Origin of the sequence: uncultured Psychrobacillus sp., assembly GCF_938022135.1 — a bacterium.
Taxonomy (GTDB): domain Bacteria; phylum Bacillota; class Bacilli; order Bacillales_A; family Planococcaceae; genus Psychrobacillus.
Window position 1 is genome coordinate 1 of the sequence record NZ_CALIED010000016.1, and the last position, 22,641, is coordinate 22,641.

A 22,641-nucleotide genomic window follows, 5' to 3' on the forward strand; every position below is an offset into this window, starting at 1 on the left:
ATAAATGGGAACAGCTTTAGGATCGATAAAGCGCTAATCAATTTACTCGCATAAACAAAGCTGAAAAACTGTCACCAACCCCATTTACATCATCTATTTATGTTTTTAGGCATTTGAAAGTTCCTTTTTTAATGTTTACAGTAACTATAAAAAAGAATGGTTAGTCAAAATCAACCAATAACTTTAACAAAGCTAAAATATTTTAGACCTAAGTCCTTAGTGGCTTAGGCCTTTTTCGAATATAAAGATAAACTTTGGAAATAAAATGAAAGGTTATTTAGTCCACAAGTCGAATAAGTAGGTGAGAGGAATCTATGATGTAACTGATAAATTATGTTGAAGGGTGATGTAGAATATGGATATACAAACGGTTGTGAATATATTTTTCATAATTTTATTGGTCATAGGTATTATTAGTTTTTTTTCAGGTTTTGCAATTATGAAAATCTCTAAAAACCACAAAAACGGCTTTTTCTTTATGTTTGTTCTTAGTCTTATATTGCTCCTTTTTCTTTTAGATTGGTTCCAATCTGTTGGATCAGAAGTATTTTCAGCAACTATACCATGGCTATTAAATCAAGCATTTGCGATCTTCTTGTACGTTCTCTATTTAATCGTTGCTTGGTTTATTTTAAAAAGGCTGAATAAGCGAAATTTGGTAAGCTAACGGTTATTTTACTGCAAGGAGAGAAATGACTTTTAATACACTGTTCTTATATCATTTCTTAATAATCAACACCGACCTGAGCAAAGCTTTATAGACTTTTTTCCGATAGCCCAAATGTTATTAAAAAAGAGCTAGGGGGGATTACTAGTGAGAGGTATATCATTTAAAATTCCAAATTCTTATGGCAAACATTTATGGGAAATATTAGAGTGTATTAATATTAGGGAATTAACTTGGAAAATAGGTGATGGAGAATCATATTTTATTGAAAATAATACTTTAGGAAACCCTCTGTTTCCAAATAGCTCCTCATTAAATGGTGAAGAATTATGGAAACAAATTTCAAAAAAAGATTATTACCTTATATTTGTTGATTTAAAGGGATTTCCAAAAGGGGCTAATGTAAGGGAAGTCGCAACTTATCAAGAATTTATGGAAAGTGAATGTCAGTTGGTAATCCTACTGGTAGATTGCTCAGACGTAATCATTTATTCAAAGGATCAACTAGCCATTCAGCATATATTCTCCAAGGCATCAGCTACTGGCTACACAACCATAGAATATATAACTGATGAAAAAATATTTACTCAACGCTAATAGCTTTCTAAATGGTTAAATCACTAATGACAAGGGGAGAAACGATTGTGACTCAAAAAAATAAAGAGCTATCATCGGAACAACGTGAAGAGCTACTCCAAATATTAAAAGATCGTTTTGAGGCAAATATGAATCGTCATACAGAAATGGAATGGTCTAAAGTTCAAAAAAGGCTGGAAGCTCATACAGAAAAACTGTGGTCTCTTCATGAGATGGAAAGAACAGGTGGAGAGCCGGATGTCGTTGGATACGATATGAAACACGACGAATATATTTTCTATGATTGTGCATCAGAAAGTCCAAAAGGTCGTCGAAGTGTTTGTTACGACCGGGAAGCACTAGAGTCAAGAAAAAAACATAAACCTGAAAATAGCGCAGTAGAAATGGCTGCAGACATGGGTATTGAGCTTTTAACAGAAGAACAATACCGAGATTTGCAGGAACTAGGAAATTTCGATTTAAAGACTTCTAGTTGGGTAAAAACACCTGACAATATTAGAAAACTTGGTGGAGCTATCTTTTGTGATTGTCGCTATGATACTGTCTTTATGTACCACAATGGAGCAGATTCCTACTATGGATCCAGGGGGTTCCGAGGCTGGCTAAGAGTCTAATATTGAAAGAGCTCTATATCAACTTTATAAGCTAAGAAACTTATTAAAGTAATGTTAGGGGGATTTAATGAACATAAGTAAATATGTAACATGCGTCATTTGCCTAATGTTGTTGTTCGGATGTTCACCATCGATTAACGATGCTAGCGGTTATAAAAAAGCAGGAATAAATGAAGAGATTCCAGTACCAGCTAATGCACAATCAAGCACAGATCAATTTGACAATCCTAATATTAAAAAGGGTGAAAAGTATATTTTAAAGAATATTGGTGGGGAACAAGGACTTTATCCACCTAAAGAATACTTTGAGGAAATTAAAAATTGGGGTTGGGAAGAGTTGAAAAGTGAACAAAATGGGCATGTCCACTTTTTTAGTAAAGAAGGGACTATTATATCCATTGTGATTAAAGAGGATTATTTTCAGCTATATGAAATGAAGGAAGAATTCGAGCTTAGTCATTAGATGATCTATCTATTCCGATTCATTTTAATTGGTATTGTGTGAAAAATGGGGTTTTCCTCCATTTTTTGATGTTAAAGAAATCGACTGTAAAATTAGAGATTAATGTAAAAGATTTGCGGAGTTGTTGGATTTTTGAGAATATAATAGAGTAGTAATTATTTTGAGAGGGGATGGGGAGCATGAAACCAATATATAATTCAGCAAAAGATGCCGTTGCAGGTATTGAAGATGGCATGACGTTAATGGTAGGTGGTTTTGGACTTGTTGGTATTCCAGAACAGTTAATTTTAGCGTTAGTTGAAAAAGGGGTAAAGGATTTAACCGTAATTTCTAATAACTGTGGAGTAGATGACTGGGGTCTAGGCCTTTTACTTAAAAATAAACAGATCAAAAAAATGATAGGCTCTTATGTAGGGGAAAATAAAGAGTTTGAAAGACAAGTAATTTCAGGAGAGATTGAAGTAGAGTTGACTCCTCAAGGTACTTTAGCAGAAAAAATTCGTGCTGGTGGAGCAGGAATACCTGCGTTCTTTACTCCTGCAGGTGTAGGGACGGTTGTTGCAGAGGGGAAAGAGGTACGAATGTATGACGGCAAGGAATACGTTCTAGAAGAAGCACTTAGAGCAGATTTTGCGTTGATTCGCGCAGCTAAGGCAGATAAATTTGGTAACCTAATCTATAACAAAACAGCTCAAAATTTCAATCCAATGATGGCTGCTGCAGGGAAAATTACAATTGCTGAGGTAGAAGAAATCGTTGAGACAGGCGATTTAGATCCAGCTCAAATACATACGCCAAGTATTTATGTCCAAGGTCTGTTCCAAGCAGAACAGGAAAAAAGAATCGAACGTCTCACGACACGTTCATAAGGGGGAGATTCGGATGAATACACGAGAAAAAATTGCGAGAAGAGCAGAAAAAGAAATTGAAAATGGGAACTACGTGAATTTAGGAATAGGTATTCCAACCTTAGTTGCCAACTTTATATCTCCAGATAAAACAGTTGTGCTTCAATCAGAAAATGGTCTTTTAGGTATCGGGCCATATCCAACTGAGCAAGAAGTCGATCCAGATCTTATCAACGCCGGGAAGGAAACTGTTACTACCATTCCGGGTTCTTCCTTCTTTTCAAGTGCTGAGTCATTTGCCATGATACGCGGGGGGCACGTAGACGTTGCAATTTTAGGGGCGATGGAGGTTTCTGAAAAGGGAGACTTAGCTAACTGGATGATTCCAGGTAAGATGATTAAAGGAATGGGCGGCGCAATGGATTTAGTGCATGGTGCCAAAAAAATTATCGTAATTATGGACCACTGCGCGAAGGACGGTTCAGCAAAGATTAAAAAACAATGCGAACTTCCTTTAACAGGTAAAGCCGTTGTGAATAAAATCATAACAGAACGAGCAATGATTGAAGTAACAGAAGATGGGCTAGAATTAAAAGAAGTATTTGAGGGATATTCTGTGCAAGATATTATAGATGCTACGGAAGCGGATTTAATCATTAAAGACGTAAAAGAGAATGTAGCTATTTAATTTACTAATTTCTACGATATTTGATGAGAGTGCATCTTGTGTTTTCTTTTCATTTCAATTAGAATTAATGCAATAACCATAAATAATTTTCGACTAAGACAAGGAATAGTAAATAACACTCGTTTCTAAAGAGAGCTAACGCATGGTGTAAGTTAGTGTTACGAATTATTGAACTCGCCTTTGAGTCTGTATAAGTGAACGATTAGTAGCTTATACCGTTTTCCGCGTTAAGGAGACAAGTTGAGTGGAATTTTCCACTAATTTGGGTGGTACCGCGTGAGTATATCTCTCGTCCCTTAAGTTTTTTAAGGGGCGAGTTTTTTTATTTGGTGTTGTTTTTATTTGTGAAATGATGGTTTAGACAACACCATTACCTGAAGGAGGAAGAAAAATGAGCTTTAATCATGAAGCAATTGAGCAAAAGTGGCAAAGGTATTGGAAGGAAAATAAAACATATAAAATGATTGACGATCCTTCCAAACCAAAATTTTATGCATTAGATATGTTCCCATATCCATCAGGAGTTGGACTGCATGTTGGACATCCGCTTGGATATATAGCGACAGATATTTTAAGTGCATATAAACGCAAACAAGGATATAACGTACTTCACCCAATGGGCTGGGATGCTTTTGGTCTTCCTGCTGAGCAATATGCAATTGATACTGGTAATGATCCAGCAGAGTTCACAGCAAAAAATATTGCGACATTCAAACGTCAAATGATGGATCTTGGGTTTTCCTATGATTGGGATCGTGAAATTAATACTACTGATCCTTCCTACTACAAATGGACACAATGGATTTTCATTCAGCTTTATAAAAAAGGCCTAGCATATGTGGATGAGGTGCCGGTAAACTGGTGTCCTGCATTAGGTACAGTATTAGCAAACGAAGAGGTAATCGATGGTCTATCCGAGCGTGGAGGACATCCAGTAGAACGTCGTCCAATGCGTCAATGGGTTCTTCGTATTACTGCTTATGCCGATAGATTGTTAGAGGATTTAGATGACCTTGATTGGCCTGAGAGCTTAAAGGAAATGCAACGTAACTGGATTGGACGTTCAGAAGGTGCAGAGCTTACATTTGAAATTGCGGATACTGATCAATCATTCCAAGCATTTACAACTCGTCCCGACACGATTTTTGGTGCAACGTATGCCGTATTGGCACCTGAGCATAAATTAGTGGATACTATTACAACTCCAGAGCAAATGGAGGCAGTGCAAGCATATAAAGATCAAGTTAAATTGAAAAGTGATTTAGAGCGTACGGATCTTGCTAAGCATAAAACAGGTGTTTTCACTGGTGCTTATGCAATTAATCCAGTTAGTGGTGAAAAAATGCCAATCTGGATCGCTGATTACGTTTTAGCGACATATGGAACTGGTGCTATTATGGCAGTTCCAGCACATGATGAGCGTGATTATGAGTTCGCAAAACAATTCGATCTTCCAATTGTAGAAGTAGTTTCTGGTGGAAATGTTGAAGAAGCTGCCTACACAGAGGATGGCGTACTTGTTAATTCGGATTTCTTAAATGGACTTAATAAACAAGACGCAATCGCTAAAGCAATTGAATGGTTTGAAGCAAATGGAAAAGGTGAGAAGAAAATTACTTACCGTCTACGTGACTGGTTATTTAGCCGTCAGCGTTATTGGGGAGAGCCAATTCCAATCATTCATTGGGAAGATGGAACATCCACTCCAGTAGACGAATCAGAGCTTCCACTTATGCTTCCTGTTACTACAGACATTAAGCCAAGTGGAACAGGAGAGTCTCCATTAGCTAATATTGAGGAATGGGTAAATGTAGTAGATCCAGTCACTGGTAAAAAAGGACGTCGTGAAACCAATACAATGCCTCAATGGGCAGGTAGCTGCTGGTATTATATTCGCTATATCGATCCACATAATGACGAAGCGCTTATTGACCCTGAGCTAGTAAAACGCTGGTTGCCAGTGGATCTTTATGTAGGTGGAGCAGAGCATGCTGTACTTCACTTGCTCTATGCACGTTTCTGGCATAAATTCCTTTATGATATCGGTGTTGTAGCAACTAAAGAGCCATTCCAAAAGTTATTCAATCAAGGGATGATCTTAGGTGAAAATCACGAGAAAATGTCCAAGTCAAAAGGAAATGTAGTAAATCCTGATGATATTGTGAAAAGCCATGGAGCAGATTCACTTCGTTTATATGAAATGTTCATGGGACCACTGGACTCTTCTAAGCCATGGTCCACAAACGGCTTAGACGGCTCACGTCGATTCCTAGATCGTATTTGGAGACTATTCGTCACAGAGGAAGGAACGCTAAGCCCTAAAGTAAGCGATACTTCATCTGACAACATGGAAAAGGTATATCACCAAACGGTTAAAAAGGTAACAGAGGATTACGAAGGAATGCACTATAATACAGCAATCTCTCAAATGATGGTATTCATCAATGAAGGATATAAAGCTGAGAAAATCTCTAAAGAATATGTAGAGGGCTTCATTAAGCTTATTTCTCCTATCGTACCTCATATTTCTGAAGAGCTTTGGAGCATACTAGGTCATGAGGGGTCTGTCGCTTATGAATCTTGGCCGACGTTTGATGAGTCGAAGCTAGTGGACAATGAAGTTGAAATCCCGGTCCAAATTAAAGGGAAGGTTCGTGCGAAGCTTGTCGTTTCTAAGGATGCTACGAAGGATGAGCTAGAAGCATTAGCCTTAGCATCTGAACAGGTTCAACAATGGATTGATGGCAATGAGATCAAAAAAATCATCGCAATACCTGGTAAAATGGTGAACATCGTAATTTAATAAATAATAAAGCTGCTTAGTCTCCTCGTGAGATAAGCAGCTTTTTTGTGAAGTAAAGCGAGAAATAAATCATTTAGGTAAAGATGTTATTAAAAGTTCAAATATAATTACAAAGAAAACATGAACAAATAGATGGCTGATTTCCGCTCTCCCCGCTAAAAAGCGTCCGCCGAAAGCGAAAATCAATTCTACTTCCCTTATATAAAAGCATTTAATTTTTCATAGCTTCTATTCATATTTCTATGTCTGTTTTTCCTATAAAAAATTAGGATGCGCCTTCTTCATTTCGAAACATGAATTTCAATGAAAGTAACCCAACAACATGAACAATAATAATACCAATCGCAGCTACCATTAAAATCTCCCTTCGAAGGTTAATTTAACGTATCTATAAAACCTTTCATCAGTAGAGTCCCTTGCTCAGTTCCGATAGACTCTGGATGAAATTGTAATCCATACAGAGGGTAGTCACTGTGTTTAATAGCCATTATTTCCAGGTCGTCCTCAGCTCTAGCCAGTACCTCAAAGCAATCTTGTAGGCTGTTCTCTTCAATTACTAGAGAGTGATAACGCATGACGGAGATAGGGCTATCAAAGACGGAAAATAATTCATTTTGTGTATGCGATATAGTGGAGGTTTTACCGTGCATAATTGTTCTAGCCTGCACTATATTTGCTCCAAATGCAGCCCCAATAGATTGGTGACCTAGGCAGATTCCTAGGATAGGATACTTCTTATATAATGCTTGAATCACTTCAATAGAAACACCTGCATCTAATGGATTACCTGGACCAGGAGAGATGACAATTGCTTCTGGATGAAGCTCATCTATATCTGAAATGGTAATAGCGTCGTTTCTGACAACCATAACATCTTTCCCAAGCATTCCTAATTGTTGATAAAGGTTGTACGTAAAGGAATCATAATTATCTATTAGAAGGATCATCGAATCACCTCCAATAGTGCTTTTGCTTTGTTTAAGGTTTCGTCATATTCATTTTCCGGAATGGAATCATATACTATTCCTGCACCTGCCTGAACATGAGCCATCTGGTCTTTTACAATCATTGTTCGGATGGCCAAGGCGAGGTCCATATCTCCTGTAACTGAAATATAACCAACTGCTCCTGCATATACTCCGCGCTTTATAGATTCTAATTCGTTTATAATTTGCATGGCACGGATTTTAGGAGCTCCTGAAACGGTACCAGCGGGTAAACAGGCAGCCAAAACGTCTAACGCATGAGTGTCTTTTCTTAAACGACCAGTTACTTCTGAAACTATATGCATGACGTACTTGTACAATTCAATCTGCATATACTTGTTTACTTGGACCGTACCAATTTCTGATATTTTACCTATATCATTTCTTCCCAAGTCAACAAGCATCCGATGCTCTGCTACTTCCTTTTCGTCTATCAATAAACTAGCAGCATTTTGCTGATCTTCTTCGGGAGATTTTCCACGAGGCTTTGTACCAGCAATAGGGTTTGTCGTGACATATCCATTCTTTACTTTTACAAGACTTTCGGGAGAGGTGCCGAAAACGACGTACGTTCCGAAATCCATATAAAACATGTAAGGTGACGGATTAGAAGTTCTAAGCTGTCGATAAAGAGAGAAAGGATTCCCAGTGAAAGGGGAGCTAAAACGCTGAGAAATCACTACTTGAAATATGTCGCCTTGTACAATATGTTGCTTAGCTTTCTCTACCATTTGTTTAAATTCTTCTTTCTGAATCGAAGGCTTAAAAGAAAGCTTCTGTGCTAACTCCTCCTCTTGGTGGGAAGCACTTGCTTGAAGATCCTCATATATTTCATTAATCGAATCCATCATATTTTTAGAAGTGCGACCGTTCTGGAACAAATCGATTGCTGCAATAGTTATGGTTTGTTTCAAATGATCGTAAACAAGAAAGGTATCATAAAACAAAGCATGTATATCAGGCATATTTAAATCATCGGGGAGATACTCTCCAATCTGTTCACTGTAAAATGCGGTTTCATAACCAAAATAACCTAGCATTCCTCCAAAAAAAGAGAAGGGGTATTGCTCCTTGTGTTCAGGGAGAATGGTTTTTAGTTTTTCTAAAATACCATGTCCTGTGTGTTCTTTTCTGTGTTCATCTGTAAAGACATAGTGATACTGGTTACCTATTATTTCTGCAACCGGATTAAGTACGATAAACGAATACCGACCGCTCTCCTCATGCTTAGCAGAGGATTCAAATAGCATTTTCTTTTTTCCTTTTAGTGCATGGTAAATGGAGATGGGAGTCATCATATCTCCTTGGATTTCTTTCATTTCATAGCTTCTCGTCTCAACTGTCATTCTCTACACTCTCCTCTTTCTCAGCTCGGCTCATTTACAAAAGAATACAAAAAGGCTCTCTATCCAAAAAGGACGGAGAGCCGTGGTGCCACCTTCATTGATTACTATTGTAATCCACTTGTTTGCAGCGATTAGCTGCTAGTCCTATAACGTAGACAAACGCCAAGGCCTACTGCCATTTCGGCCTTGGAACTCAGAAGCCCATTCATCATATGCGTTGCACTGACTTGCACCAATCGTCAGCTCTCTATGGCGTCACATATGATTACTACTCTTCGTCATCGCTCATTAAAGACCATTGTATTATAAATAATTTAAAAATTCAATGCATTCTTATAAAAGAATCCAAATTTTATCCAATTAATTTAGAAGGCTTTTTGCAGCACTCATCCCGGCTAGCTTCCCAGTAACAAGGGCAGAGGTGATATTGTAGCCACCAGTATATCCATGTATGTCTAATATTTCTCCACAGAAATATAATCCTTCTTTTTTCTTAGATGCCATTGTTTTTGGCTCAATTTCCTTGATGGAAACTCCACCGCCTGTAACAAAAGCTTTCTCTAGTGGCTGGGTGCCGTGAACGTTAACGATAAATTGTTTAAAAAGATGGGCAAGAGATCTTATCTTCTCGTGAGAAAGATTTTGGCCATCCTCACTTTCTTGAATTTTCGCTTGCTCTAACAAAAACAATAGCCACCTTTCAGGAACTAATCCTTTCCACACGTTTTTAACTGCTTTTTTAGGCTCGTCTTTAATAGAAGACAGAAGTGTTTGGAATGTTTCTTCCTCGTTCAAGTGGGGAAGGCTATCAATTCTTACAGAAACCGGGCCACCATTTTTCTTTATTTCCTTTACAACAAATTGGCTGCAACGTAGAATAGCAGGTCCGCTTAAGCCGAAATGTGTAAAGAGCATGTCCATTTGATGGGTAATGATTACTTTTCCTTTTTTATTTAGAACAGAAACAGCTACATCTCTTAAGGCTAAGCCTTGGAGCTCCTTCGATTTGATGAAGGTCTCACTAGATAACAGAGGCACCTCCGTTGGATATAAATCAGTTACCGTATGACCAGCTTTCTCTGCCCACGGGTAGCCATCTCCTGTAGAGCCGGTTTGAGGAACAGCTTTACCGCCAACAGCCACTACTACTGCTCCAGCAGTAATTTCCTCGCCTGTTGCCAATCGAATTCCGATTATCTTTTCTTCGTTCATTAATAATTTAGCAACGGGAGCGTTTAGCTTAATATCTACCTTCAATCTTTTTAATTCGTCCAGAAGGGCATTCACAACGTCCATTGCCTTGTTAGAGACCGGGAACATTCTACCATGGTCTTCCTCTTTTAATGGGACACCTAAATTCTCAAAGAATGCGATAATATCCTCATTGTTAAAAACGGAAAACGGGGAAAATAAAAAACGACCGTTTCCGGGAATGTTCTTAACAATTTCCTCCTGAGGAAGCCTATTTGTAACATTGCATCGTCCTCCGCCAGATATTGCTAATTTCTTTCCTAGCTTGTTGCCTTTTTCAATCAATAAAACCTTTTTGTTTTCAGCACCTGCTGCAGCAGCGGCCATAAGTCCTGAGGGACCCCCACCAATTATTATTACGTCATACATAGTATATTCACACTTTCACTTTTTTCTTTATTATACATGATTGTAGTTTTGATGAGACAGTTGTAAACTGTAATATAGACATTTTAAAGGATTGGACGGGTTAGATGGCATCGAATTTACTAAAAGGGACAATGATTTTAACGGTTGGTCTCTTATTATCCAGGATTTTAGGAGTTCTTTATGTAATTCCTTTTTATCAGATAATCGGCGAAGAGTACATTGCCCTTTATCAATACGCTTATACTCCCTATTCAATCATGCTAGCAATAGCAGTTTCAGGGGTACCGGTTGCGGTTTCCAAGTTTGTATCGAAATACAATGCATTAGGGGACTATGCGACAGGTAGGAAGCTAATGAAATCCAGCATGCTTTTAATGAGTATCACTGGTGTTTTAGGATTTCTACTGCTTTTCTTTTTAGCAGATCCTATTGCACATATGATTATTAAGGATGATGAAGCTGATTTTTCTGTAGGTGACGTAGCTTCAGTGATAAAATATGTCAGCTTTGCGGTTATAGTTGTTCCACTTATGAGTTTAATAAGAGGTTTCTTCCAAGGCTATCAGCGTATGACACCTACTGCGATTTCACAGCTTTGGGAACAAATTGTACGTATTCTGTTTGTGTTAGCTGGAGGTTTTTTTGTAGTATACATAATGAAGGGCACAGAAAAGACAGCAGTTTCCTTTGCAGTATTTGCAGCCTTCCTTGGTGCATTGGCGAGCATGGTCGTTCTATATTGGTATTGGAAGAAGCTGAAGCCCGAATTTAATGTGATGATGAATGATTCTGGTAAAACGAGCTCGGATGTTTCTCTTAGAAATATTTACAAGGAAATCTTAGTTTATACGGTTCCATTTGCTCTAGTTGGGGTTATTAACCCACTTTTCCAATTCATCGATATGATCACCTTTAACAGTGCTATGTCTATTATCGGTATAAGCGGGGATATTTCCAATATTTTATTAGGAATGTTGAATTTCTCTGCACATAAATTGGTAATGATTCCCGTGATGTTGGCTACTGGATTTAGCATGGCTTTAATACCTTACATTACGAGCTATTATGCAAAACGAGATTTTCTTCAAGTGAGAAAATCGCTCGATCAGTCATTTCAAATATTATTATTTCTTACTGTTCCAGCAGCCCTGGGAATTGCTGTATTATCAGGGGAGTTTTATCATTTATTTTATGAACAGAGTGAAACCGGTTCAACGGTGTTAGCACACTATGCTCCGGTAGCCATTTTATTTGCCTTGTATCCAGTGACTACTGCAATCCTACAAGGTATTGATCGTCAAAAGCTGATCATTTTAAATCTTTTATTAGGTATTTTGACAAAGCTGTTGTTAAACACACCTTTCATCAAAGCATTTGAAACAGATGGTGCAATTATGGCGACTGCATGTGGTTATTTAGTAGCTATAGGATTGAACTTGTTTGCGATACGAAAAACGTTGCATTATAAGTCTACGATGGTAGCAAGAAGAATTCTTCTCATCCTCATCATCAATGCTGTTATGCTTGTACTTGTGTATGTAGTAAAGTCAGGGTTACAAAACCTATTTGTAATCGATAGTAAAATGGAGGCGCTGCTAGTTATTATAGTTTGTGCTGGTGTGGGAGCAGCCTTTTATGGCTATGTGACGCTTCGACTTGGATTAGCTCAGAAATTACTAGGTGAGAAAGTTACACGTATTGCGAAAAAATTAGGCTTTAAGGAGAAATAAATGCGATTAGATAAATTTCTATCTCATATGGGATACGGTACAAGAAGTGAAGTAAAGGTTCTTATTAAATCAAAGGCAATTGAAGTAAACGATGTAGTTGCTAAAAATGGATCTAATCACGTCAATGAATTAGAGGATAAAGTAACAGTTTATGGAGAGATAGTGGAATATAGAGAGTTTATCTACTTAATGATGAACAAGCCACCAGGAGTAGTTTCTGCAACGGAGGATTCTAGAGATCAAACTGTAATTGACCTATTAGATGATGATGTTAAGCATTTTGAGCCCTATCCTGTCGGAAGACTTGATAAGGATACGGTTGGACTGTTGCTTTTAACTAATGATGGAGCGCTAACACATCGATTATTGTCTCCTAAGAAGGATGTCCCTAAAGTATATTATGCGAAAGTAGCAGGTAGAGTAACAGAAGAAGATATAGTAGCATTCAAAGAAGGAGTCATTTTGGATGATGGGTATCACACGAAGCCAGGCTACCTGACTATTTTAAAGAGTGATCAAATTTCTGAAATTGAGTTAACCATCACAGAAGGTAAATTCCATCAAGTGAAAAGAATGTTCCAGGCAGTAGATAAGGAAGTCGTATATTTAAAACGGTTGTCTATGGGGGCTTTGAAGCTAGATGAGTCATTGGAAGAAGGATCCTACAGAGAGCTAACGGAAGAGGAATTATTAAGTCTATAACAAAAGAATGACCATGCCTAGGCGTGGTCATTCTTTTTCATATGGTGTATCTAAGATGTCATTTTAACTCGTTTGTTCGTCGTGGTCCATTTGCCTCTTGTTGGGCTAATGATTAAATCATTAAACGCAAGTACATTCAAATCTCTCTGAATAGTTCGAGGAGTGATGCCAAATTCATCGACCAGATCTTGTGTAGTAACAGTTCCGTTGTTTCGGATGAACATATACATATCTTTGATTCGAGTGAGCATCCGATCAGTAGTAGGTTTCAAAAATAACCACTCCTTCATCTTGATATCTCGTGGCAAGACTAGCGGACGACTTGGGCGAAAAGCAACAGTAGTATTGCAAATGACAGCCCCTTTACAATTTTGGTAGTCAGAATTATATTGTCTGACAATTTTATTATAGTAGAATTGCAAAGAAATTTCTATAAAAATTACTGATTATTTACAAAAAAATACATGAAATTTATATGAAACTAGTAGAAAAAGCCGTTATAACTGAATTTTCTATGTAACAAAATAAAATTATATTGATAAATGAATAACCACAAATAGGTGGAGTATTGTATGGTTCTATTGGTTAATGAGAACAAATAATGTAGTAACTTAACAGCAGTCAAAAAAACCTTCTTTTTACTGTGTGTTTGAATAAAATAAGTGTAAAATAAGAAATATGCAATAGTACATAGGAGGATTACAATGAACTGGTTAGATATAGCAGAACAAAGAAAGACGGATATTATAAAAGAGCTTCAAGCCTTAATTCAAATACCTAGTGTTTTAGATGAAAAAGAGGCTACAGAGCAAGCTCCCTTCGGTGTAAAACCACTAGAGGCACTACAATATATGTTAAACGAAGGGGAAAAAGAAGGTTTTGTTACAAAAAATATAGACAATATGGCTGGTCACATTGAAATGGGTAGTGGCGAGGAATTGTTAGGAATACTTTGTCATGTGGATGTAGTACCTGAAGGGACAGGGTGGACTTACCCTCCATTTGAAGGTGTTGTTGCAGATGATCGCATTTACGGTCGAGGAGCAATTGATGATAAAGGTCCTACGATTGCGGCGTGGATGGCGATGAAGCTAGTAAAAGAATCTGGGATTGAGCTTTCGAAACGTGTAAGGCTGATCATAGGTTCAGACGAAGAAAGTGGATTTAGATGTGTGACTCGTTATTTTGAGAAAGAAGAGATGCCTGACCTAGGCTTTGCTCCGGATGCGGACTTTCCGATTATCAATGCAGAAAAAGGAATTGCTAATTTAATCTTTTCTCAGACAGGTTCTTCTGAGACGGAAACAATCCAGTTTTTCCAGGCTGGTAAGCGTACAAATATGGTTCCAGATGAAGCATTCGCTTATATTTTTGGAGGGGTTCATTCTATTAAAGAAAAATTTAATAACTTTGCAAGTGAAAACGGAATTACTGGCGAAGTCCTTCCAGAAGGCCCAGTTGTTAAGGTGCTAGTTCGTGGTAAATCAGCTCATGCTATGGAGCCAGACCATGGAGTAAATGCTGGAATCCTCCTTGCTAAATTTTTGTTGTCATTGCCTTTAACCGCACATTCTAAAGCATTCTGTGAGTTCCTTGTAATGGCTTTCGGGGAAGAAAGCAGAGGTCATGCATTAGGCTTAAACTATGCAGATGAAGTGTCTGGTGAAACTACATTAAATGCAGGAGTTATTCATTATGCACCTGCCCAAGGCTCTTGTACTCAAGTAAGTCTACGTTATTCAGTTAGCTATCCATTTGAGGAAAAACTAAGTGCTTGTAGAGAAAAGTTACAAAATACAGGTATAACACTTGATTTAGGCTCTAACTCTACGCCACATTATGTCGATAAAGAGGATATACTGATTCAAACCCTTCAAAAGGTATATGAGCGTCAAACAGGAGAAAAGGCAGAACTATTATCTATCGGTGGTGGAACATACGCGCGAGTGCTAAAAAAAGGCGTTGCGTTTGGGATGTTGTTTCCAGGCAGACCAGATATAGCTCACCAGGTAGATGAGTATGTGGACATTGAGGATTTGATAAAAGCCACTGCGATTTATGCAGATGCAATAGTGGAGCTTGCTGGTAAAAAATAAGGAGAGGATGAATAATTATGACAAAAATTTTGTGGAACGACCAAATCGTAGAAAAAAATGAAGTGAAGATTGGGTTTGAAGACCGAGGCTATCAATTTGGCGATGGTATTTATGAAGTTATTAAAATTTATAACGGAGATTTATTTACTGCGACTGAGCATATTGATCGTCTGTATTCCAGTGCTGATAAAATTAACTTAGTCATTCCTTATACGAAAGACAAACTTCATCAAATGATACATGAGCTAATTGAAACGAATGAAGTTCAAAATGGTCAAATCTATTTACAAGTAACACGTGGGGATAGCCCTCGTATTCATAACTTTCCTAATCCAGCAGTTAGCTCCGTGCTGACAGCTTATACGAAAGAAACAACACGTCCACTTGCTCAGCTTGAAAGTGGGATTAAGGCTTGTTTTGTAGAGGATGTTCGTTGGTTAAGATGTGATATTAAATCATTAAACCTACTTGGCAATGTACTCGCTAAACAGGAAGCTGTTACGAAAGATTGCTTTGAGGCTATTTTACATCGTGGTGATACGGTAACAGAGGGTTCTTCCTCAAACATGTACGGCATTAAAGATGGTGTTTTGTATACACATCCAGTGAGCAACCTGATTTTAAATGGTATTACTAGAAAAGTATTGTTAGATTGCTGTGAAGAGATTGGATTAAAGGTAGTGGAAGAGGCGTTTACTAAAGAAGAAGCACTGAAAATGGATGAATTCATCATGTCCTCAACTAGTGCAGAGGTGATGCCAGTTATCTCAATCGATGGGAATGTTATTGGAAACGGAAAACCTGGAGAGTTAACAAGAAAGCTCCAGAAAGCCTTTGAACAAAAAATTCCTACGACTTTAAATGTATGAGCAACCATTATTTCATAGGTATTAAAGTTCCCGAGGTAATAGGAAGGTCTATTATAGAGGCTAGAAAGGCAACTAATATGCATGAAACACATAAAACGTTGCCTCTTCTTGAGGACCTTCATATTACGCTGGCATACTTAGCTGCAGTAGATGAATCTATATTAGCAGACTTAATCGAATCCTTGAAAGAGATAAAGTGGGAAGCATTTACTTTAACAACAGCGGGACTAGCCCATTTTGGGAGTGCTAAAACCCCTCGAGTAGTTTATGTCGCTGTCGATGAAAATGAGGAATTGCAAAGACTTCAGCATGCAGTTGTGCAAAAAGTTCTGGGGTATATAGAGTTAAACGTTTCAAAGGACTTCCATGCCCATGTAACCGTTGCGAAAAAATGGAAGTCAACTGAGACCTGTATGTACGATTCGTTTAACCTGGAGAAACAGTCCTTTGAAGTTCGCGATTTTATCATTTACAAAATAAATCCTGCAAGCACTCCACGTTACGAGCAATTTGCCAGTATAAACGTGTGAGAGGGAGGTAATGGAATGGCTCAGTTAGTCAAATTACAGGATTATATATCCCGCTATCAAATTGATTTAAAGCGGTATCCTACTCAATTTGTTCGTTTAAAAAAACAACAATGGGAGCGAGTCAACGCTTCTTATGAAAGAGGAGCTCTAGATACATCGTGGATGGAGAAGGAGCAGGAGGAGGATTTAGAGGTAGAGGAAAAAAAATCCTTTATCTCTAAATTGTTTTCTCGAAACAAAGAAGAAACCTCTACAGAGATATTGGATGAAAAGGAGGTAGAGGATCAAGAAGTTCCAGAAGAATCTACTACTCTTTTTTTCGAACCTAATATTGTTTATAACCCGAGTTCTAAAGAAGAACTACGACGAATGTATTTAGACCAATTATTTCATTTTCAATTAAAATGGGCTAGCTCTACTTTAATGGAAAAATCCTATGTAGATCCAAAGTATATGAGAGATAGCTTGTTACGACTTCTCACACTACAATTACCTGATAATTATTTTCTGTTTTATTACCCAATCCTTAAACTGAAAAAAGCCCCTGTGGAATTAGATGTTATTATCGTTTTGCCTACTGAAATTATATGTATAGTCATGTTAGAAGGCAGAGACTTGGATGCATTTATCGGAAGTGGGGATCGTTTTTGGGTGAAGAAAAGTGGAAAGAGCGAAAGTAAGGTATTAAGTCCGATTATCAGTCTTAATAGAATGGAATCTATTCTATTGCAGGTTTTTAAAAAGGAAGATATTGATTTGCCTATCCGAAAAGTAGTTCTATCCAGAAATGGTTACATCGATTATCCAGGCTCTGCCTATCAGACTCAATTAGTAGATACTAGAAGCTTTCCTGCATGGTTTCAAGCTTTAAAATCGTCTCCATCTCCGATGAAGCATATGCAGTTTAAGGCAGCGCAGGCATTACTTAATCTGGTTCAGACAACCTCCTATTCTAGGGCAAGCTGGGAGCTGGAAAGCGAGATAGAAAATGAATGATGTACTAATTGTTGTTAATGAAATAGCAGGTCAGGGGAGAGCTAAAAAGCTTTGGGAGTCATGGCAAGACCATCTCCCTTTCGCTTTTACGCTTCTTAAAACTGAATATAGTGGGCATGCAACCGATATAGCGAAAAAATATGCAGAAGCTAGCCAAGACCCTCTTCTTATTATAGCAATCGGTGGAGACGGTACCGCGCACGAAATCCTCTCAGGTACTATAGGGTATAATCATGTTCGAGTTGGAGTTGTTTCTGCTGGAAGTGGAAATGATTTTGCTCGGGCTTTTTTTGTGTTTCAAACACTCGAGCAGCTAACAGAATATGTTTTAGAGTATCAGACAGCAGAACAGATGGACATCGGTGTATTACACACTAATTCAGATACGTTTCATTTCATAAATAATTCGGGCTTTGGCTTTGATGCACATGTTGTATACGCAGCCAATCAATCTAAATGGAAAAAGTGGTTAAATAGACTAGGATTAGGTAAATTAGTGTACATTCTGTATCTTGTGAAAGAGTTATTTAAGTTTAAAAAATTCTCTTTCTCTTTACTAAATCAAGGAGATACGATAAAGTTTGAAGATGTTTGGTTTATTACTGTGTGTAATCAACCCTATTTTGGAGGAGGCATGAAAATCTCTCCTTCCTCTATACCAAACGATGCTTTAATTGAACTAACCGTTGTGCATCATTTGAAGCGGGCTAAGCTGTTATTTATATTTGGCACAGTGTTTTATGGCAAACATACGGCTTATAAAGAAGTTAAACAAATTCAGGCAAGCGAGTTTGCCATTCAAATGAATGATCAAGTGTATGGGCACGTTGACGGAGAATTTTCCTGTATGACAATTCCTGGAAGCATCTATACATTTAGAGTAGAGCATAATGCATGGAAATTAGCAAAACCACCAAGTAAAAGGAGTTAAGGTAATGAGATTAAGAAACAAACCTTGGGCCGAGGATTTTATAAATTCTCATCCAGAAATAGTGATTCCAAATCCGGAAGAACAAAAAGGAAAATGGAATTTAGTGTTCGATAACGAAAATCCACTTCATATAGAAGTAGGAACTGGGAAAGGCCAATTTGTAACTGGAATGGCAAAACAAAATCCCGACATCAATTATATAGGAATCGAGCTTTATGACAGTGTCATTGTCTCTGCATTAGAAAATGCAATAGAAGCTCAGCCTTTACCAAATTTGCGTCTATTAAAGGTAAATGGCGCTGACTTAGCAAAATATTTTCAAAAAAATGATGTCCACCGCGTCTATTTAAACTTCTCTGATCCATGGCCAAAAATTAGACATGCAAAGCGACGTTTAACTCATGAAGGCTTTTTAAAGCTTTATGAATCTATTTTAGTAGACAATGCAGAGATTCATTTTAAAACAGATAATAGAGGATTATTTGAATACTCACTTACAAGCATGTCTGCCTATGGAATGCTGTTAACGTATGTATCACTTGATTTACATGCGAATATGCCAGAAGATAATATTATGACTGAATATGAAGAGAAATTCTCTGCAAAAGGTCAACCAATCTATCGTCTAGAGGCTAGATTTATTAGCCAAAAATAAAAGATCAATACTATTCAAAGGGGATGAAAGTATGGATACGTATAAATTTCACGAGATGACATTAACTTGGTTAAAAGGTGGCACGACACATATGGACGGGGGAGCCATGTTTGGAGTAGTGCCAAAACCTTTATGGGAAAAGAAATACCCGGTCAATGAAAAAAATCAAATTGAACTTCCTTCCGATCCAATATTGATTCAACATAAAGGGAAGAACATTTTGCTAGAAGCTGGGCTAGGATTTGGAAAGTTCTCAGACAAGCAAATCAGAAATTATGGCATTACAGATGAGTCAGTGGTAGATGACAATCTTGTCGAGTTAGGTCTGCTTGCAGAGGATGTCGACATCATTTTAATGACTCATTTACATTTCGATCATGCTTGTGGACTAACTAAATGGGTAAATGGAGAATTAGTTTCCAGTTTTCCGAATGCTTCCATCTATGTTTCAGAGGTAGAATGGAATGAAATGAAGAACCCAAATGTCCGTTCAAGCAATACATATTGGAAGGAAAACTGGGAGCCCATTCAATCACAGGTCATTACATTCAAGGATTCTATTAAGCTTTTAGAAGATATTGAGATGATTCATACAGGTGGTCATAGTGATGGTCATAGTATTGTGCTATTAAAGCAAAAGGATGAAACAATCATCCATATGGCAGACCTTATGCCAACACATGCACATCAAAATCCATTATGGGTATTGGCTTACGATGACTACCCAATGACCTCTGTATTTGCTAAGCAAAAATGGGTCAATGAAGCGTTGCAAAATAATTATTGGTTCAGCTTCTACCATGATGCCTACCACCGTATGATTAAATGGTCCACGGATGGCAAGGAAGTTGTAGAAAAATTAGAGAGAACGCGTTCTTAAAAATACACCAGCTATAAATGTCTATTGGCATTTATAGCTGGTTTTTTTATATAAAAATGGTGTGAAGAGTAGTTTTAAGCAACTCGGAACAGGTGGTTTGGCTAAACATATAGAAGTAAGTAACATTACACTAAAAAATTGGTGAGGTGAGAGTTATTAGGAGATGTTTAAGTTTAAGCCATGAGAAAATTGAAGTCATCATTAAAGGAAAAACAGGTAGCCCAATACTAATCGTTTCTGGGATGGCATCCTCATTCGATGAGTGGTATGAGTTAACAGAAGCACTAAGTAAATCAAATCGTGTCATTATGTTTCATAGACCAGGACTTGGAAAAAGTGAATTGTGTGGAACAAAGCGCAATACACAAAAGGTGGTAAATGAAATGGTGGAGATTATTCACAAACTTCATATCACTGAACCTGTCACCTTGGTTGGACATTCCTACGGGGGATTATGTGTTCAGCATTTTATGAAGCAGTATCCTGAAAAGGTTCTAGGGGTAGTCTTAGTGGATTCTACTTCTGTCGATTTTGGAGTATTGGATGAATTAGATTTACCTGTTATGAATGAAGACTCTACAGATGATGCTTGGCTTCAAAAGTGTTTATCTTATAGCACTATGAAGACAGATGAAATCAAGTCATTGATTGAACCAATCATTCTGACTCAAAAAGAACTTAGCTTTCCTCCAGAAATACAAAAAAGGTTATTGGAATTTCCATTAAACCCAACTCTTTATAAGGCGATGTATTTTGAAATTAGCAACTGGAAGCATGACGCTCAAGTAATTAAAAATATGGAGGTCTGTCCAGACCTACCTTTAATAGTAATTGGCAGAGACAAAGAACATTGTGTATCGATAGGGATACGGGAAGGATTACCAGAAACAGAGATAACTTTGTTAGAAGATAAGTGGGAGCAACTGATTAAGGAACAAATTTATTTGACTAAAAAGAGTAATTTGATTTTTGCTAAAGGTTCTAATCACTCCGTTCATTTAGATCGACCAGATATTATAATAAATTCTGTTAGAAAGATAGAAGCGGAGATTAGAAGTAAAGGGAGAAAATATGAGCAAACTAAGTAGAGATGCAAAAGTAATTTTCCTTGATGCAGGAGGAGTCCTATTTGATACCTTTTTAAAAGGGGAGCAAAGAATTATTAATTTACTCTTGGAAAGAGGATATACACGTTCTGAAGTTGTAGCTGCCATAGATATTGCTAATGAAATTGAAAAGCAATTTATCACTACTTGGGAGGAAGAGAAACAATATTATGAGCGTTATTATGGGACCATTGCTAAGTATTTGAAAAATAAAGAAGTGGCCAAAGAATTATTTCTTTTTACTCATTACGCAGTAAACTGTGAATTGTTCGTAGAGGTTAAACAGGTATTAGAGCATTTAAGTAAAAAATACAGATTAGCTGTTATATCTAATGCAATGCCAAGTATGGACTTGGTTTTTGATCGTTTAGGAATACGTTGCTATTTTGAAGCTATTATTTTATCTTCCTCCGTTCAGTTAGAGAAACCAAATGTAGCTATTTATGAACTTGCGTTAAAGAAGCTATCAGTTTGTAACGAGGAAAGTGTTTTTACTGACGATAAAAAAGAAAATATATACGGATCCGAGCAAGCTGGTATAAAAGGTCTCTATCTTGATAGAAGCAAACAAGATTTAGAAATGTTATTAAAGGAGTATCAAATTTGGTTTTTTTAAACAGTAACACGATGTGAAAATTATAAAAAAAAGATTGGGAGTAGTTTTTTAAAAAACACTCCCAAACTTAAAAAATTATTAATTTTCTACAACTGTTTTTTCAGGAAATAGTTTTCCAAACAAAGAAACGGCAGAGAGAGTCAAACCAATTATAATGAACCCTGTGATTAAATTTGTTGTGTTTAAACCATAATGAGCAAATGCTGATGATAAAATGTAACTGATCACAAAACTCAGAAGGACTACAAAAATTATACTTGTACTTTTACCCATTTTGATAAATTCACCTCGCTTTCTAATAAGGGATACGTTATGAAGAGAAGGAATGTTTCAAATATTTGGATAATAATTCCCGGCGTAATAGCGTGCACTCCTCATAGAGGACCCTGCAACACTTCTTGCAATTAGCGCAACACTTTGTAGTAAAAGTGCAACACTTTTCGTATGTGCAACACTACATGTAATTAGCGCAACACTTGAAGCAATACTCGCAACACTTACCCAAATTAGCGCAACACTTCACTCATTTCTCGCAACACTTTGGAGTATAGGCGCAACACTTTTGATATATGCAACACTTGGAGCTAAGGCGCAACACTTCACCCAATTCCCGCAATACTTCGCCTCATAGGCGCAACACTTCCACAATTAAAAAAAGGTGAGTTATTAAACTCACCTTTGCATTATTTATTCGATTCTTTTGTAATATGTTTTGTCACCTTATTTTTAGAGACTTCGGCAAAGTCTATCCCGAGTTCTGTATCGGGGTTAACTGTAGGATTTTTGTATAGCTCCTGGCTGTTATGTGTTCTTTTATTCATGGTTTTTTTGTTGTTCTTACTACTCATGAAACATCACCTCCTACGGATAATTTACACCTAATAAGAGGTTTTATGCT

General features: G+C 37.3%; 23 protein-coding genes and 2 other annotated features. Of the genes, 18 read left to right on the forward strand and 5 right to left on the reverse strand.

What is annotated here, in order from left to right; genetic code table 11:
• The first annotated feature begins 355 nt into the window (after nt 1-355).
• The 7 genes from Q0371_RS03295 (at nt 356) to leuS (ending at nt 6,680) form a co-directional block, all read left to right on the forward strand.
• A complete protein-coding gene (locus Q0371_RS03295) occupies nt 356-667 on the forward strand; it encodes a hypothetical protein (protein WP_298468236.1) in 312 nt (103 codons plus the stop codon).
• Nucleotides 668-814: 147 nt separating this feature from the next.
• Complete coding sequence (locus Q0371_RS03300) at nt 815-1,264, forward strand: DUF2691 family protein (RefSeq protein ID WP_298468239.1); 450 nt, start codon at nt 815-817, stop codon at nt 1,262-1,264.
• A gap of 26 nt (nt 1,265-1,290) precedes the next feature.
• A complete protein-coding gene (locus Q0371_RS03305) occupies nt 1,291-1,878 on the forward strand; it encodes a DUF4256 domain-containing protein (protein ID WP_298468359.1) in 588 nt (195 codons plus the stop codon).
• A gap of 67 nt (nt 1,879-1,945) precedes the next feature.
• Nucleotides 1,946-2,341: a hypothetical protein gene (locus Q0371_RS03310; protein ID WP_251556338.1), complete on the forward strand. Its 396-nt coding sequence runs from the start codon at nt 1,946-1,948 to the stop codon at nt 2,339-2,341.
• Between the two features lie 179 nt (nt 2,342-2,520).
• The gene (locus tag Q0371_RS03315; RefSeq protein WP_169359998.1) at nt 2,521-3,210 is read left to right on the forward strand and encodes a CoA transferase subunit A; all 690 of its coding nucleotides are present in this window, start codon (nt 2,521-2,523) and stop codon (nt 3,208-3,210) included.
• 13 nt (nt 3,211-3,223) lie between these two features.
• Nucleotides 3,224-3,877, forward strand: coding sequence for a 3-oxoacid CoA-transferase subunit B (locus Q0371_RS03320; protein WP_169359999.1), 654 nt, complete (start codon nt 3,224-3,226; stop codon nt 3,875-3,877).
• An 86-nt stretch (nt 3,878-3,963) separates the two neighbouring features.
• Nucleotides 3,964-4,177 (forward strand) — a binding site (T-box leader).
• A 91-nt stretch (nt 4,178-4,268) separates the two neighbouring features.
• The gene (gene leuS, locus Q0371_RS03325) at nt 4,269-6,680 is read left to right on the forward strand and encodes a leucine--tRNA ligase (protein WP_298468249.1); all 2,412 of its coding nucleotides are present in this window, start codon (nt 4,269-4,271) and stop codon (nt 6,678-6,680) included.
• A 374-nt stretch (nt 6,681-7,054) separates the two neighbouring features.
• On the opposite strand, the gene Q0371_RS03330 is transcribed toward leuS, so the two are convergent.
• From Q0371_RS03330 to Q0371_RS03340, 3 genes are all read right to left on the reverse strand, one after another.
• Complete coding sequence (locus Q0371_RS03330) at nt 7,055-7,627, reverse strand: aminodeoxychorismate/anthranilate synthase component II (RefSeq protein ID WP_169360002.1); 573 nt, start codon at nt 7,625-7,627, stop codon at nt 7,055-7,057.
• Nucleotides 7,624-9,012 carry an anthranilate synthase component I gene (trpE, locus tag Q0371_RS03335; protein ID WP_169360003.1) on the reverse strand — a complete coding sequence of 463 codons (1,389 nt, stop codon included), beginning with the start codon at nt 9,010-9,012 and terminating at the stop codon, nt 7,624-7,626. The genes Q0371_RS03330 and trpE overlap by 4 nt, the downstream gene beginning before the upstream one ends.
• A 65-nt stretch (nt 9,013-9,077) precedes the next feature.
• Nucleotides 9,078-9,303: a binding site (T-box leader), on the reverse strand.
• A gap of 69 nt (nt 9,304-9,372) precedes the next feature.
• Nucleotides 9,373-10,632, reverse strand: coding sequence for an NAD(P)/FAD-dependent oxidoreductase (locus Q0371_RS03340; RefSeq protein ID WP_169360004.1), 1,260 nt, complete (start codon nt 10,630-10,632; stop codon nt 9,373-9,375).
• 104 nt (nt 10,633-10,736) lie between these two features.
• On the opposite strand from Q0371_RS03340, the gene Q0371_RS03345 reads away from it, so the two are divergent.
• Together Q0371_RS03345 and Q0371_RS03350 are read left to right on the forward strand one after the other, a co-directional pair.
• Nucleotides 10,737-12,362 (forward strand): polysaccharide biosynthesis protein, encoded by a 1,626-nt coding sequence (locus tag Q0371_RS03345; protein ID WP_298468258.1) that lies wholly within the window; start codon nt 10,737-10,739, stop codon nt 12,360-12,362.
• Nucleotides 12,363-13,064, forward strand: a complete 702-nt coding sequence (locus Q0371_RS03350; RefSeq protein ID WP_169360006.1) for a pseudouridine synthase — start codon at nt 12,363-12,365, stop codon at nt 13,062-13,064.
• Nucleotides 13,065-13,114: 50 nt separating this feature from the next.
• Here Q0371_RS03350 and Q0371_RS03355 read toward each other — a convergent pair whose 3' ends face one another.
• Nucleotides 13,115-13,336 (reverse strand): DeoR family transcriptional regulator, encoded by a 222-nt coding sequence (locus Q0371_RS03355; protein ID WP_169360007.1) that lies wholly within the window; start codon nt 13,334-13,336, stop codon nt 13,115-13,117.
• A 432-nt stretch (nt 13,337-13,768) separates the two neighbouring features.
• Between Q0371_RS03355 and pepV the strand changes: the two genes are divergently transcribed.
• The 9 genes from pepV (at nt 13,769) to Q0371_RS03400 (ending at nt 21,743) form a co-directional block, all read left to right on the forward strand.
• Nucleotides 13,769-15,160 (forward strand): dipeptidase PepV, encoded by a 1,392-nt coding sequence (pepV, locus tag Q0371_RS03360; RefSeq protein WP_298468264.1) that lies wholly within the window; start codon nt 13,769-13,771, stop codon nt 15,158-15,160.
• A gap of 17 nt (nt 15,161-15,177) precedes the next feature.
• A complete protein-coding gene (gene dat / locus Q0371_RS03365) occupies nt 15,178-16,029 on the forward strand; it encodes a D-amino-acid transaminase (RefSeq protein WP_169360009.1) in 852 nt (283 codons plus the stop codon).
• Entirely contained in the window at nt 16,026-16,559 is a 534-nt protein-coding gene (gene thpR / locus Q0371_RS03370; protein WP_169360010.1) for an RNA 2',3'-cyclic phosphodiesterase, read from the forward strand. The genes dat and thpR overlap by 4 nt, the downstream gene beginning before the upstream one ends.
• 15 nt (nt 16,560-16,574) lie before the next feature.
• Nucleotides 16,575-17,555 carry a nuclease-related domain-containing protein gene (locus tag Q0371_RS03375; protein WP_169360011.1) on the forward strand — a complete coding sequence of 327 codons (981 nt, stop codon included), beginning with the start codon at nt 16,575-16,577 and terminating at the stop codon, nt 17,553-17,555.
• Complete coding sequence (locus tag Q0371_RS03380) at nt 17,548-18,486, forward strand: YegS/Rv2252/BmrU family lipid kinase (RefSeq protein WP_298468269.1); 939 nt, start codon at nt 17,548-17,550, stop codon at nt 18,484-18,486. The genes Q0371_RS03375 and Q0371_RS03380 overlap by 8 nt, the downstream gene beginning before the upstream one ends.
• Before the next feature lie 4 nt (nt 18,487-18,490).
• Nucleotides 18,491-19,141 (forward strand): tRNA (guanosine(46)-N7)-methyltransferase TrmB, encoded by a 651-nt coding sequence (gene trmB, locus Q0371_RS03385; RefSeq protein WP_169360013.1) that lies wholly within the window; start codon nt 18,491-18,493, stop codon nt 19,139-19,141.
• 31 nt (nt 19,142-19,172) lie between these two features.
• Nucleotides 19,173-20,021, forward strand: a complete 849-nt coding sequence (locus Q0371_RS03390; protein ID WP_298468273.1) for an MBL fold metallo-hydrolase — start codon at nt 19,173-19,175, stop codon at nt 20,019-20,021.
• 146 nt (nt 20,022-20,167) lie between these two features.
• Nucleotides 20,168-21,109 carry an alpha/beta hydrolase gene (locus Q0371_RS03395; RefSeq protein ID WP_298468275.1) on the forward strand — a complete coding sequence of 314 codons (942 nt, stop codon included), beginning with the start codon at nt 20,168-20,170 and terminating at the stop codon, nt 21,107-21,109.
• The gene (locus Q0371_RS03400; protein ID WP_298468278.1) at nt 21,093-21,743 is read left to right on the forward strand and encodes an HAD family hydrolase; all 651 of its coding nucleotides are present in this window, start codon (nt 21,093-21,095) and stop codon (nt 21,741-21,743) included. The genes Q0371_RS03395 and Q0371_RS03400 overlap by 17 nt, the downstream gene beginning before the upstream one ends.
• 683 nt (nt 21,744-22,426) lie before the next feature.
• Here Q0371_RS03400 and Q0371_RS03405 read toward each other — a convergent pair.
• Nucleotides 22,427-22,591, reverse strand: a complete 165-nt coding sequence (locus Q0371_RS03405) for a hypothetical protein (protein WP_169360016.1) — start codon at nt 22,589-22,591, stop codon at nt 22,427-22,429.
• Nucleotides 22,592-22,641 lie beyond the last annotated feature (50 nt).

Coding starts and splice junctions, on each gene's coding strand:
- Q0371_RS03295 (WP_298468236.1), top strand. CDS start 356: ATGGATATACAAACGGTTGTGAATATATTTTTCATAATTTTATTGGTC.
- Q0371_RS03305 (WP_298468359.1), top strand. CDS start 1,291: ATGACAAGGGGAGAAACGATTGTGACTCAAAAAAATAAAGAGCTATCA.
- Q0371_RS03310 (WP_251556338.1), top strand. CDS start 1,946: ATGAACATAAGTAAATATGTAACATGCGTCATTTGCCTAATGTTGTTG.
- Q0371_RS03315 (WP_169359998.1), top strand. CDS start 2,521: ATGAAACCAATATATAATTCAGCAAAAGATGCCGTTGCAGGTATTGAA.
- Q0371_RS03320 (WP_169359999.1), top strand. CDS start 3,224: ATGAATACACGAGAAAAAATTGCGAGAAGAGCAGAAAAAGAAATTGAA.
- leuS (WP_298468249.1), top strand. CDS start 4,269: ATGAGCTTTAATCATGAAGCAATTGAGCAAAAGTGGCAAAGGTATTGG.
- Q0371_RS03330 (WP_169360002.1), bottom strand. CDS start 7,627: ATGATCCTTCTAATAGATAATTATGATTCCTTTACGTACAACCTTTAT.
- trpE (WP_169360003.1), bottom strand. CDS start 9,012: ATGACAGTTGAGACGAGAAGCTATGAAATGAAAGAAATCCAAGGAGAT.
- Q0371_RS03340 (WP_169360004.1), bottom strand. CDS start 10,632: ATGTATGACGTAATAATAATTGGTGGGGGTCCCTCAGGACTTATGGCC.
- Q0371_RS03345 (WP_298468258.1), top strand. CDS start 10,737: ATGGCATCGAATTTACTAAAAGGGACAATGATTTTAACGGTTGGTCTC.
- Q0371_RS03350 (WP_169360006.1), top strand. CDS start 12,363: ATGCGATTAGATAAATTTCTATCTCATATGGGATACGGTACAAGAAGT.
- pepV (WP_298468264.1), top strand. CDS start 13,769: ATGAACTGGTTAGATATAGCAGAACAAAGAAAGACGGATATTATAAAA.
- dat (WP_169360009.1), top strand. CDS start 15,178: ATGACAAAAATTTTGTGGAACGACCAAATCGTAGAAAAAAATGAAGTG.
- thpR (WP_169360010.1), top strand. CDS start 16,026: ATGAGCAACCATTATTTCATAGGTATTAAAGTTCCCGAGGTAATAGGA.
- Q0371_RS03375 (WP_169360011.1), top strand. CDS start 16,575: ATGGCTCAGTTAGTCAAATTACAGGATTATATATCCCGCTATCAAATT.
- Q0371_RS03380 (WP_298468269.1), top strand. CDS start 17,548: ATGAATGATGTACTAATTGTTGTTAATGAAATAGCAGGTCAGGGGAGA.
- trmB (WP_169360013.1), top strand. CDS start 18,491: ATGAGATTAAGAAACAAACCTTGGGCCGAGGATTTTATAAATTCTCAT.
- Q0371_RS03390 (WP_298468273.1), top strand. CDS start 19,173: ATGGATACGTATAAATTTCACGAGATGACATTAACTTGGTTAAAAGGT.
- Q0371_RS03400 (WP_298468278.1), top strand. CDS start 21,093: ATGAGCAAACTAAGTAGAGATGCAAAAGTAATTTTCCTTGATGCAGGA.
- Q0371_RS03405 (WP_169360016.1), bottom strand. CDS start 22,591: ATGAGTAGTAAGAACAACAAAAAAACCATGAATAAAAGAACACATAAC.